General features: G+C 37.9%; 13 protein-coding genes. 5 read left to right on the top strand and 8 right to left on the bottom strand.

Translation table 11 applies throughout. From position 1 onward, the window contains the following. Positions 1–270: 270 nt before the first annotated feature. The 4 genes from B154_RS28535 (at position 271) to B154_RS33880 (ending at position 2,571) form a co-directional block, all read left to right on the top strand. Entirely contained in the window at positions 271–1,086 is an 816-nt protein-coding gene (locus B154_RS28535; RefSeq protein WP_211217495.1) for a sensor histidine kinase, read from the top strand. Continuing rightward, the gene (locus B154_RS0113345; protein ID WP_018614759.1) at positions 1,058–1,765 is read left to right on the top strand and encodes a LytR/AlgR family response regulator transcription factor; all 708 of its coding nucleotides are present in this window, start codon (positions 1,058–1,060) and stop codon (positions 1,763–1,765) included. The genes B154_RS28535 and B154_RS0113345 overlap by 29 nt, the downstream gene beginning before the upstream one ends. A gap of 81 nt (positions 1,766–1,846) precedes the next feature. Then, positions 1,847–2,275 carry a hypothetical protein gene (locus B154_RS0113340; protein WP_018614758.1) on the top strand — a complete coding sequence of 143 codons (429 nt, stop codon included), beginning with the start codon at positions 1,847–1,849 and terminating at the stop codon, positions 2,273–2,275. Positions 2,276–2,427: 152 nt separating this feature from the next. Further along, entirely contained in the window at positions 2,428–2,571 is a 144-nt protein-coding gene (locus B154_RS33880) for a DUF2568 domain-containing protein (protein ID WP_157580739.1), read from the top strand. 603 nt (positions 2,572–3,174) lie between these two features. On the opposite strand, the gene B154_RS30740 is transcribed toward B154_RS33880, so the two are convergent. Beyond that, positions 3,175–3,507: a hypothetical protein gene (locus B154_RS30740; protein WP_018614756.1), complete on the bottom strand. Its 333-nt coding sequence runs from the start codon at positions 3,505–3,507 to the stop codon at positions 3,175–3,177. A 783-nt stretch (positions 3,508–4,290) separates the two neighbouring features. Here B154_RS30740 and B154_RS0113310 point away from each other — a divergent pair. Then, the gene (locus tag B154_RS0113310; RefSeq protein WP_018614752.1) at positions 4,291–4,629 is read left to right on the top strand and encodes an IS110 family transposase; all 339 of its coding nucleotides are present in this window, start codon (positions 4,291–4,293) and stop codon (positions 4,627–4,629) included. 559 nt (positions 4,630–5,188) lie between these two features. Here B154_RS0113310 and B154_RS33090 read toward each other — a convergent pair. The 7 genes from B154_RS33090 to B154_RS28520 all read right to left on the bottom strand — a co-directional run bounded on the left by B154_RS33090 (position 5,189) and on the right by B154_RS28520 (position 12,530). After that, positions 5,189–5,413, bottom strand: coding sequence for a hypothetical protein (locus B154_RS33090; RefSeq protein ID WP_211217494.1), 225 nt, complete (start codon positions 5,411–5,413; stop codon positions 5,189–5,191). Positions 5,414–5,765: 352 nt separating this feature from the next. Beyond that, positions 5,766–6,728 (bottom strand): NAD(P)-dependent alcohol dehydrogenase, encoded by a 963-nt coding sequence (locus B154_RS0113295; protein ID WP_018614749.1) that lies wholly within the window; start codon positions 6,726–6,728, stop codon positions 5,766–5,768. A 211-nt stretch (positions 6,729–6,939) separates the two neighbouring features. Then, positions 6,940–7,899, bottom strand: a complete 960-nt coding sequence (locus B154_RS0113285; RefSeq protein ID WP_018614747.1) for an NAD(P)/FAD-dependent oxidoreductase — start codon at positions 7,897–7,899, stop codon at positions 6,940–6,942. A 448-nt stretch (positions 7,900–8,347) separates the two neighbouring features. Then, positions 8,348–8,521, bottom strand: a complete 174-nt coding sequence (locus tag B154_RS34075) for a four-helix bundle copper-binding protein (RefSeq protein WP_483826379.1) — start codon at positions 8,519–8,521, stop codon at positions 8,348–8,350. A gap of 447 nt (positions 8,522–8,968) precedes the next feature. Continuing rightward, the gene (locus B154_RS0113275; RefSeq protein WP_018614744.1) at positions 8,969–10,297 is read right to left on the bottom strand and encodes a multicopper oxidase family protein; all 1,329 of its coding nucleotides are present in this window, start codon (positions 10,295–10,297) and stop codon (positions 8,969–8,971) included. Positions 10,298–11,212: 915 nt separating this feature from the next. Continuing rightward, a complete protein-coding gene (locus B154_RS0113270) occupies positions 11,213–12,022 on the bottom strand; it encodes a hypothetical protein (protein ID WP_018614743.1) in 810 nt (269 codons plus the stop codon). Between the two features lie 25 nt (positions 12,023–12,047). Then, positions 12,048–12,530: a heavy-metal-associated domain-containing protein gene (locus tag B154_RS28520; protein WP_018614742.1), complete on the bottom strand. Its 483-nt coding sequence runs from the start codon at positions 12,528–12,530 to the stop codon at positions 12,048–12,050. Positions 12,531–12,824: the final 294 nt, after the last annotated feature.

Below are 12,824 nucleotides of genomic sequence, written 5' to 3'. Positions count from 1 at the left end.
GCTTTGCTGCATACTGCCTTCTGGGTGGTTTATTTGTTTCAAAACGTTTTACTGATATTTCTTTTAAATACCACTCGATTACAAACGGATACTGCTAAAAACCTCTTGCTATCCTTCGAAAACTGTTTTGTATTGCTTTTACCGAAATTGCTGTTTACTTACTTTATTTTGTATGTCACGTTAAATAAGATACTTAGGGATGGCTTCAAAAAAAAAGGGGCCCTTTATTCGGTTTTTGCCCTTCTGGCGACACTATTACTTTACCGGGCCTTGGCTGTTTTTTTTATTGATCCGATAATTTATCGCTGGGATGGCCCTACTTCGCCATTGTATAGTCCCACTTCTTCATTTTTCTTCCCTTTAGCATTTCCCGTTGCACTTATGGACATAGGCTTTGTATCGGGCGCAGCGATTGCTATAAAACAGATCAGGCAACAATTACGGAGAGCGAAAGTGGAACAGGTTTTAATAAGAGAGAAATTGGAGACGGAATTAAAATATCTCCGAAATCAAACGAATCCTCACTTTCTATTTAATACACTTAATAATATATATGCTTTAGCAAGGAAAAAGTCTGAGCAAACTGCTGATGCTGTAATGAAGTTGTCAAAACTACTGCGCTTTATGTTGTACGAAGCGGCAAAACCTTTAATCAGCATTGATGAAGAAATTAGAATGCTGCAAGATTATATTGATTTGGAAAAAATGCGATACAATGATAAGCTAACGGTGAGTTTTCAAAAAGACATTACTGATAAACAAAGCTCGATTTCTCCTTTACTTTTATTGCCATTTGTCGAAAATGCGTTTAAACATGGCGCCAGCGAATGTCGCTTTGCAAGCTTCATTCAAATTGAAATGAAATTGCATGACAGTATTCTCATATTTAGCGTAAAAAATTCAAAAGAAAACACCGGCAGCAGCACATGTTTGGTTGAGGCTATTGGGCTAAATAATGTGAAAAGGCAATTGGAGTTGTTGTACACAGATTATGATTTGAAGGTGCTAAATGAAACTTCTGTTTTTATTGTATTACTGACCATTAACCTTACCACTTATGCAAAAAATAACCTGTCTTATAGTTGAGGACGAACCCTTAGCTGCTGAAGTAATAGAAGACTACATAAACCAGGTTCCGTTTTTACACTTAGTTCAAACATGTGAGGATGCAATCTTTGCATTGGAAATATTGCAAAGAGAAAAAATTGACCTCGTCTTTTTAGACATTCATTTGCCTAAATTAAAAGGATTGGACTTTATAAAAACGTTGAATAATCCCCCAAAAATAATCATCACTTCCGCCTATCAGGACTATGCATTACAAGGATACGAATTGAATGTAGTAGACTATTTGCTCAAGCCAATTGAATTGAGCCGTTTCGTTAATGCAGTAAATAAAGCACAACAACAAATGGAAGTTTCTCGTTTATTGGACACCTCACAGATAGCAACTGATAGAGCCTTTTTGTTTTTCAACGTTGGTAAAAAGAAGGTCAAGATGTTTCTTGATGAAATTCTTTACGTCGAGAGCCTGAAAGAGTACATTAAAATCGTCTCAAAGGATAAATATATTCTCACAAAGTTCCAGTTGGGTCAGACTGAAGACCTTCTTAAAAACAAGAATTTCTTACGCATTCATCGTTCTTTTATCGTTGCTAAAGATAAAGTAGATGCTTTTTCTGCTACTGATGTAGAAATTCAAGGAAAATTTATTCCCATTGGCAGAAGTTATAAAGACCTGGTATATGCTAATTTAGAAAAATAAACTTTTTAGCTGGATACTGCCAGTGATTTTGTCAATATTACAGGCAATTTAAATCGGATATTGAAAAAATAAAGATATTTTATGCAGTTTGATCCTAACAATAATGTAGTTAGACTTTGTACAATAGGAATGGAAGTCGAAGTAAATCAAAACGCCGACGAAGCAAAACGACTTTTTTTGCAAGCATGGAATGAAGCGACAAATGATTTTGAAAAATTTACAGCAGCTCATTATCTTGCCAGGCACCAAGACTCCGTTGAAGAAAAATTAAAGTGGGATGAAACAGCTTTATCGCTTGCTTTAAAAATTGATGACGGTACTCTAAATACCAGTTATCCCTCACTTTATTTAAACATAGGCAAATGCCACGAGGATTTAAACGATCTAGATAAAGCTAATGAAAACTATCAATCAGCTTTGTCTTACATAAATAGTTTGCCTGTTGACGGATACGGAAAAATGATTAAGTTAGGAATTAAAAATGGCTTGGAAAGACTAGCAAAATTGTAGTTATCAATCACGAATGAGGTGAAAAAGCGTTATGCTTTAACCGAGGTAAATTTAAAAAACTGAGTTTAAGCTTGCAAATAAAAGTAGAAAATTGTGAGGAGGCTTTTATTTAGAAGCATTTGAAATAATTAAACAAGTATGTTTAGAATAATATCGGATTTCAAAAAGGAAACAGCGCATTAATAAAATATTTTCTAGCCATCATGCTACCTATTTTGGTGATCTCGTTATGGAGCTATTTTCGCCGCACCAAAATCGTCTCACCGTTTAGACCTGCCCTATTTAATTATATTTAGGTTAGCGCTTTTTTTACTCACATCCTATTTGCTTTATAAATGCAAGCAAATAAATTTTGCAATTGTTGTGGTTTTGCTTTCAATTTCAACTGAGACAGCAACTTATTTTCTAAAAGATTGATTAAAAAGATTATCGAGCTGTAGTGTGGTACAATGGTGAGGTTTTTTTGCAGTGTTAACATATCACCAAAATCTTCTTTTAGCAACTTTCGAATGTACATTTCAGTAATTACCAACAACGGTTGCATATCTACTAGGGCACCGTAAGAAGTTGGAATATAAAAATAGTGTTTGCTAAACGGCAATTTAAAAAGTGGCGAAATTATTACAAGTATTAGTTATTATATTAGGTTTCCTGAATTAGCGAGTCGTACGAAATGTACAATTAGAAGTATTCAGTAAAAACAATAAAATGAAGTTTCGAAATTGTCTGTTTGGCATTTTTATCAATGATTAGTATATGTATCATTGCCTGTAGAAAACATTCGGTCGGGGAAAATGCGAGACTAAGTACAGGAATGGCAGTTTATTCAACACAGCACATAACAATTGTATTTGTAAAATTGGGGCCGACTCAAGTTCTTTACAATTCTGACTAACGTTTTACAACGAGCTGGTAGTTAGGCCCAGTTCATGCGTTGTAAGATTAAACTTAGTGAGTAGTTTTTTTATTTCCTGCAACTTTCTTTTTCTTTTCTGGTCGAGGAACTCATAGGTGGTGGGCGGATTGTAAGCAATGCCTTGTACTACCATGTTCAAGATAATCAATGCCAGCTTTCGGGCTGTGGCGGATACGGCTGCCGCTCTTCCTCTTCGAAAGCAAATGCGCCGAAAGAAGTTGGCAAGATGCGTGTCTTTGAGGTTGCCAATAACATTGGCTGTGTTTCTGAGGGCAATCTTTAGCCGGTTGCTTCCCTTAGGAATGTGATTACTCAATACCCTACCACCTGAGACCTTGTTATCGGGCGAAAGCCTGAGCCAGGATGCAACTGTTTTGCAGAAGCAAATTTATTTTTGCCTTTTGCTCCCACTTCGCCCAGCAGCGGCATCACCAGATTGTGGCTCACCCCTTCTATGGCCATCAAATCCACACTATCAAAGTACTGATAGGCCACCTAATTGATGTCAATGTTCTTAGGCGTATTCTTATTCACCCGCTTGTGTGGTTTGGCTTCTGCCTTTAACTCGCTTTTGTTTTCCTCTGCCGAAAGCTGCTCTGCAACCAACTGCTCAATTGCCTGATCATACTGGCTGATTTTCTACTGTACTGCCTTATACAGTTCCAGTTCTTGTGTAAGGGCAAACAGGTAATCTTTCCTGCCATTTGTCTGCAGGACTTTTTGGATTTCTTCTTTTGATTTTCGGCGGTTGTAGTGCCGAAGGGATGCCAGGGCTTCCACACTCGTTTCTCCTTTGCACACTGCTTCAATGATGGACCGTTAGCGGTCATTCCCACATTTTTCGCAGTCGAAATTAATTTCTCCGGCTAACAAGAGTTGTTTTATAATGGTAGTATCTATAGCAAAACCCATATAGCAACTGGCGTTTATAAACCCGACGGACATTCTGGTTGGAATGTAAAAAAGCCTCTGGTCTTCCCAATCAAAGCCTTTTGTGATAATTTCAGTGGTGGAGTTTTACTACCCCGTTCAGAATAATTACAACTTAAAAATACATTTCCTGTAAGAGCCTTTTTATTCATCAACCAAAAAACTGTTTATGACAAAAAAGAAAAAAGTTTCTCTTGAAGTGAACAATCCAAATTCAGCCGCTATTGAAGTGGGGACCCGTTTCCATTTTGCTGCCGTTGGACAAGCAAAAGAAGATATCTGCGAGTTTGGCGTTTATTCAGAAGATTTGAAAGCATTGGCCGGTTGGCTGCTGGAAAACAAAGTTGATACGGTGGCGATGGAAAGCACAGGTACTTATTGGCAGAACTTGTATATTGCATTACAAGAAGCAGGATTGAAAGTGACTCTTGTCAATGGCAAGTTTGCTAAAAACATCGACGGCAAGAAAACCGATGTGAAAGACTGCTCAATCTCAGACTGGATGTAGTGGTGCTGGACATCACCGGTGAAACAGGGCTTGCCATCGGTATTGCTGCAGGCGGGGCAATAGCGCCATGTCAGCGGATACCGAAGCTATATTAATGTTTTATTGCTGATGTTTACTACAAATGCTTTACCTACGTTCCGTCGCGCTGAAACTGAACAGCGAAACTAACGCTGATGCGGTGCTGTGTCAGCCCAGCTTGCAGCAAAGCCATGTAACCTTTAAAGAACCGATCAGGCAGTTAAAAAAGTAGTCATTTTAAAAACGCTACACTAACTTTTAATTTCATTATAAAAACGTCAACAGTATGAATAAAATTTAACAAATTTCCAAGGTCAGACCATTTTTGTCGGCAGGGACATTCATAAAGCCAGTTGGAACCTCGGCATTTATTTAAATGACATGTTATCAAGAATATTCATCAAACCAAATCCTTCTGTTATGTCGGCTTTCCTCAACCAACACTTTCCTGAAGCTCACTATAAAGCTGCTTATGAAGCCGGAAAGTTCGTATTTTGGGTACAACGCGAGTTGACCCAGTTACACATTGAATATTTGGTACTTAATCCTGCTGATATTCCAAAATCTCAGTAAGACACGCTGCAGAAAACAGATCCCGGGGACGCACGTAATATAGCTCTGCGCTTACAATCAGGAGCGCTGCATGGTATTCATATTCCAGATGAACAACAGGAGGCTGACCACCTTGATCCTTTTTAATCATCCTTACTATTTCTATCCCTAATAACGCCCTTGATGCTGATTCAAAACTCTTAAAACCTAGCATATTCGGAATTCTCCACTTTATATATCTATGAAAAAAGGTAATAGCGCCTGCGGCTAAAAAAAGCATAGCTGCAGCTGGGAGTAACCGCTGAACCTAAATCGCTGAATAGAAATCCTACTGCTGGTTAAATAAAACAGACAAAAGCTACCGAAACAGCTTTTTCTGTTTAGGACATTACGATGCTTTAGAAGAATACCATAAAACTTGCTCTTGCAAGGAAGGGTGTTCCGGGGTGGGAAATGGATTTCTGAAACCGGTGCTGGAGACCTTTAGTTTCTTATCTAACGCTTGAGATCGGATGAAACGTTGAGATGTATACCACGTATTTCGAGGCGTTTCAGAAATCCGCTAATCAACTTTTTTTGTGGCTCCAGATCATTACCACTTTACCTCTTGTACGCATGGCTTCAATATAACTGATTGCCTGCGGTATTTGTTTATAGGAATATGACCTTTCAATTTGAGGTTTAATTTTTCCCTCCTCAATAAGTGTTGCCAACGTGTTCAAGTCCTTAGTATTCGCTTCAGCTGTAAACTGTACTAATGGTAGCTTACTAATGGCTTTTTGCAGCAGAAGGGTTATCATATGAATCATTGTAGTGAAGCCTATCGTTGCTCCTCTCTTTGCCATTCGTTTGTAATCATCGTGGAAAAGATTGCCATTTGCATCAATAACCAGATCGTACTTCTCATTATGTTGATGAATGTTTTCCTTATCGTATGCTATTACTTTGTCAGCACCTAAAGACTTGACAAAATCAACATTTCTACTTGAAGAAACGCCCGTTACAGTTGCTCCGTAAGCTTTTGCAATCTGCACAGCAAAATGACCGACACCACCTGAAGCACCGTTGATAAGAACACTTTCTCCTTTTATTAATTTTCCATGTGTTATAAGAGCCTGAAAAGCTGTCAGACCAGCAGTAGGTACACTCGCCATCTCAGCAAAATTACTGCCTAACGGCATTTTTGCACATTCAGTTTCCGGTACACTAACATATTCTGCAAAGGCACCGCCTTTTAGTGTTTCGCCAAATACCCGATCACCTGCTTTGAACAGCTTTACATCTTTACCGACTTCCACTATTATACCGGCAAAATCAGCGCCTAAAATTTTATCTTTTGGTTTTAAGAGACCAAATGTAAACCGTGCAAAAAAAGGTTTCCCCCTTAGTATATGCCAATCTACCGGATTAGCTGAATTGGCGTATACTTTGACCAGAATGTGATCCTTTTTAACCGCAGGCTTTTCTACTTCTTCCAGCCGTAGTACTTCAGGACCGCCGTATTTGTTTTTTATAAAGGCTTTCATCATACTTTTATTTAGCAAAACAATCGACCATCGCAGTTTTTACGATAGCTTCAAATGGTGCTATTATGAAAAATACACCTGTGCCCGTTGCTCTTCGCCTGTTTGTTTTCATATCATAAATTTTTTTCAAGGTGGCTTTACCCTTTATGCCACCCAATAATGTGTTCGTACTATTGCCAGAAGGAATAACAGTTTAGGGAAAGTAGCGAGAATATTAAAATTGATCTTCTATCAATTCCTTATTTACCATTAATCCTGTTGTTGTACCCATTGATACCGCATTAGCAACTGTTCGCATTCGTGTATTATTATCTCCGCAAGCATATACGCCTGTGATGGTGGTTCTTTGTGATGCGTCAATTTTGATATAACCTTCGTTAGTTATTTCACACCCCAACACTTCCGGAAAAGATGAGTGCTGTACAAATGAAGGTCGGGCATACAAAGCTTTTACCGGTGCTTTCGTTCCATCTTTGAAAATAATGTTTTTGATATAACGGTCTTCCTGTTCAAGCTGCTCGATAACCGTTTCTACTATGTTGATCTTGTGTTTTTGAAGCTTCTCTACCTGTTGCATCGTCAGCGTCGATGGACCATTGGTGTAAAGGGTTAAATCATTTGTCCAATTAGAAATTAGAGATGATAATTCAAAAGCCGTCTCGTCATTGGCAAGAATACCTGTCTTTTGATGTCGTACTTCATAACCGTGACAGTATGGGCAATGAAGGACACTTATCCCCCAACATTCTGCAAAACCGGGAATCTCCGGCATAATGTCCCTAATGCCTGTTGCGAACACCAGTTTTTTTGTTGAGAATGTTTCGCCTGTCTGTATTCGGACTTCAAAACCACTTTCAGTTTTAATGCCGTGCAATACCAATGCATCTAGAAACTCAATTGTCTCATACATCCGCACCTGATCTTTTGCAAGAGTGAGGATTTCTTTTGGAGTCTTTCCATCATTGGTAAGGAAGTTATGTGAATGCGGAGTTTGTTTATTACAGGGATTTCCACTGTCAATAATCAAAACTGGTCTTAGCGCTCTGCCCAATGCCATACCAGCCGCAAGACCTGAATAGCTGCCTCCAACTATTACTACATCGTATTGTTTGTCCTGTATCATTTTGTGATTTGTAAGTGGCTTAGTATTATCAGGAAATCCTTCAATCGCCAATACTCGCTTGTTTGTTTATAAAGTTTCTCTTTGTACCATATGGGGTTTCTGAAGTAAACGACAGCGACCGTCAACTTTATTTTAAGATACTTCTTTTTCTGAAAACATACCAATGGGAAAGTTAAAAATTACTCGTATGCACATCATCCGCGTTATCAGTGATTTGTGGCTACCTCCCCTTCTTGTATTGCACGCACTAAAAAGTAGGTGATGTTTACGAAAGTCATGAACTGAATCTTTACCATTTACACTTCCTCAACGCCTGTACTCAACTTTTTCTATACTCCTAAAACAGTAACAGTATGCCTACTAATGTGATTTATATTCTTAAACCCCTGCCTAAAACAAATACTGGCTTTTTCATAATTCGTTGATTTTTAGTTTTAACAAACGGTGTTGCCTTTGTAAGGGCAAAAGGCTGAATGAAATTCCAATTGCTAAGTTGAAACTAAATAATGTTTATGTTGTCGTCTTTCTGCATTCTTCTGCACAAGCCTTGCATGCCTCTGCATTCTTGGCAATGGCTACTGTGTGTATGCTTTCCACATTCGTTGCCGCAGGCTTCGCAAAGTTCTGCATATAATCTGCAAATCTCTTTTGCCTTGCTACTGCCCAAACTCATTAACTGGGCCGCTGCGTAGGCCAGCTCCACGGTCGCCATCTATCTTTTTATACTGGTAGACAAAGCCTACATAAGGAAATAACACTTGATTAACGCCTAAGTACCTTCCAAACATCGTTTCGCTTTCAAACCATGATGAGCATTTAAGCCAAGATGCCACATTTCCTCCAAGGCATAACGGTTAGTGGACAACATCGCTTTTTAGTATTTCCACTCCGCTGTCTACTTCATCAAAGTAACTTTACAATGGTCGATGTCCAGCTTTTGCAGTTCCTGTTGTACAACGAGGATGCAAGGATGCCTTCCATGTTTTTAATATATATTATTTTCAAAGTTATGTCGCCTACTAATTTATTTCATATTAGTAATACAAAACCTTAAACTGACCTTCTAAATGCTTGAATAACATTGTCGTGATGAGTGCTTTTCTAGCTGAAGTTAGCAACATTAATGATGGTGATGCATGTGGGTAGCTGGCTTTTCTTCGTATGGTTTACTTCCATCAATTACATCAAAGTTTGCCATCATACCTGCTGCATGGTGCTCCAAAATATGGCAATGATACATCCAGGTTCCGGGCCTATTATCAGGCATCCATGCAATCTTGATCTTTGTTCTTGGTTTCAGGTTATAAGTGTCTTTCCACGCCAAGTAAGCTGGTGCTTTACCATTTTCTTCAATAACCTGGAAGAAGAAACCATGTAAGTGGAACGGGTGATCCATCATACTTGAATTTGAAACTTCCCACACTTGTGTTTCACCTACTACGACTGACTTGTCATTTACATGCATCTTGCCGTTTACAAGAAAGTTCATTCCGTCCTTTAAACTTGGGCCTACTGATAGAACAACCTTTCTTGAGACAGGAGTATCCTGTGGCGCTAACTGCTCAATTCTTCTTAAGTTATCGGGTACGAATGCCACTGAAGGTTTTGGCTCTTTTACTTTTACTGTTGCAAATGTTTGACGTTTTGCTTTAAGAAAGGTCATCCGGTTATATCCTAAACTTTCCAGCGCAAAAGTTTCCCCTTCTTCAAAAGGGCCTACAACAATGTCTAATCTTTCTCCCGGCGTAATTAATGCTTCGCTTGCTATTATTGGAGCTTCAAGTAACCCGCCATCTGTCCCGATTATTTTAAATTGTCTACCCTCGAAATGCAAAAGGAAATAGCGGGCGCTTGACGAATTAATGAACCGCCATCTCTCCATCTGACCTCCATGAATTTCTAAAGTAGGATTTTCTTTACCATTGATAAGTAATGTGTCCCCTTCACGTCCATCATGCCTTTCAACTATGCGAGGTATAAACCAGGAAGGTTTAGTAAACTCGTTGGCAGCAGAAAGTTTCATATCATCTATCATAATAACTTTCTCATCATCTAATACCGGGTCTGTTTCATCTTCCACTACTATAGCACCATACATTCCTTTTTCTACCTGTACTGTTTCATTGTAATGTGAATGATACCAGAATGTTCCTGCGTCTGGTACAACAAATCTATATTCAAACTCTTCTCCCGGTTCAATAGGCTTTTGTACGCTGTCTGTTCCATCCATTGCTGCCGGTAGCCTTATGCCATGCCAGTGAATGATGGTGGGCTCTTGTAAGTTGTTTTTCACTTTAATTGATACTGTTTCGCCTTTTCGTGCCTTGATGGTAGGTCCGGGTAACTGCTGGTTAAACCCCCAAGCCTTTACTATTTTGCCGGGTGCAATTTCCCAATTGAATTCATTAGCTTCGAGTAGATAATCCACTACTTTTGATTGACTTTGCATAACGTTAGTTTTAGTTTGTTTTAGTAAATGTTTTTATATTGATAACGCAAAACTAATATGAGTAATGAGGGTTAGTGTTATACAATTATGGTTATGATTTACAGTATTTTATACCGTCACAGATTAATCAACAAACGATTCGAACTTAAAAAAAGAAGTCACTTTTCCGTGTCTTTGTAGGCCAGCATTAATGTATCATAAATTAGCTTTCAGAAAAGTATGCTGATACTTATGGAGTGTTTTTCCAGAAAAAAAACAACTAAAAAGCATTGAAGAAATTATACTCAAATCTAATAAAAAAAACATTAAGTAGTGCTCTAAATAACGTGCTATTTAGCTCTTTTCTATAACCAATGTGCCCTTCTTTGACTATTACAGATCATTTCTGAGATCGAGAACAGAATATAGTCTTTCAAAATTATATACGGCGTGCTGAGAGGGCATATTCGCTGGGGTTAATTATTTTCCTTGAACAAGAAGAAAATATCAAGAGAAAAATAATTGCAAAAACCTTTCTCATTGCACTTAAAGACGACAATATTAAAGGCAATAAAGGACACTTTAGGCATAGCCTGATAAATGCATTAAGCATAACCAATAATTATAAGTAAATGAAAAAAAGTGATGGTTGGTGTTTTGCGATAGGTTGATCAAAGGCGGTCAATAAAAATCATAACCCAATAGAAACATGGAAAGGTCGTTAACTCTTTTCTTTGGTTTCTAACATATTTATGTTTTTATTAGGATGTAAAGATGCGATAAATGGAAATGGTTTTTAGGACGATACTGTGTCAAATAAGGACAAAATGAATTACTGTAATTTTGCCGTCATTGCATTCAAGTGCGGCAACATGAACAGAAGCTTACACCTTTAAATTTGTGCATGGCTTTTCTGCGTCTTTTACACGCTATTACTTAAAAGGCGTTGAAGAAGTTGTGTTCCAATCTGATAAAGAAACCGTTTGGTGCAGTTCTTAATAAAGTACTGCTTAGTTCTTTTCTGTAGCCTATATCTACCCTGCTTTGACTATTAAATATCATTTGTACGGAAGGAGCTACATCCATATAGTAATTTCCTGAACCTATATTCACCTGGTTTAAAAACTCTACCATCAGGTTAACATTGGTTTGCCTGTAATCTTTATACTCTTTCGGCAGCATTAATTTTCCAATTGAAAATGTATAGTTGACCGCCTTGCTGTTTGTAGAACCGTAAATAAACTTATTGTTATTCCCATTATCCCTTGCCTTTAGAAAGGACACTGAAGACGACATAGCTACCTTGCGAAGCAATTGAGTTGCAACCACACCAGTTTCAAAGCCACTGTTATGTCCATACATATTAATCTCTTCCTGGTGAATGTCGCTGTTGTTATAACTTATTCTGGCAAAGGCAGCCATACGAAAATGTCTTTGCATAGCATCGTTACTTAAAAACCTATACTTGGCGTAAAAACTTCCACCTTCTGCCCTCAGCTTTTCAGTACGATTGCTAAAAAAAGCACCTGCCTCTATCATTAGTTTTTTTGACACACCTAACCTTATTTGAGGTATAAGGTGATAGTTCACTTTGGAGGAAGTTATTTCATCCATGATAGAATTATCTACTCTGAAGCCGATACTTCGTGCAGACATGTTACTGGCGGGTTCAGTTGCTGAATATAGTTCCTGGTCGTAACCTGATAATGAAAGTATCACCGCAACTAATAAGAATTGTAATTTCATATTAACTAATTTCAAAGGTGGGGGATTAAATGGTTGCGTGAAAAGTTTGTGGAGATAAGGCAGAAAAAGAATAAACTTTATTTTCTTTTTGAGATACAAAACCTTTGTCTAATACCTTGACTTGTTTTAGGCCATTCAATAACTGATCTTTCACTTTTACAAAAAGGAAAGTTTTGTCTCCAATTGTTACTGGATTATTATTCCTCACCTGCACGTTGTTGAAAAGAATAGTAGCAACAAAACTTGAGACACTAAAGCCGGCCTTCTCCACCTTCGATTTTATCTTATCAAAATCGACATTGCTGTTTGGTTTAAATGATATCTCAAAAGTATAGGTCCTAATGTCGGCATCAACCTTGTCAACAAAATCAAGTGTCTTTAAAGCCTTGTTTATAGAATTACTGCACATGCTACAGGTTAATCCACTTGCCTGTAAAGAGACTTTGCTAACCTGTGCTTTTGTTGCTACTGAAAGCACAATGGCAATAAATAAAAAAATCGTTTTCATTTTTCGTTTTGATTTATCGTTTATAATTAATGTGATGTAAAGCTACTTTTACGACCTGCGCTCCCTGTTACAGAATTACAGATATGATTTACAAAATTTTGAGATTGTATTTCTTCATCTCCAATAACAAATGGTAAGAGAAAGCTGCAGAGTTGGTCAAAGGTTATTGCAGCCACAATTCGAACAATCAGGGCTAATACTGTAAGAACACATAGGTTAAGCGAAATGAGAACAAAATATTCCTATTCTCATTATGAGTTAAGCTGTTGACGGTAAAGGAATGCGAGGACGATT

The sequence above is a fragment of the Segetibacter koreensis DSM 18137 genome, assembly GCF_000374045.1.
GTDB lineage: Bacteria > Bacteroidota > Bacteroidia > Chitinophagales > Chitinophagaceae > Segetibacter > Segetibacter koreensis.
Note: the sequence above shows the minus strand (reverse complement) of the source record. Positions and strands in the feature narration are given on the sequence as shown.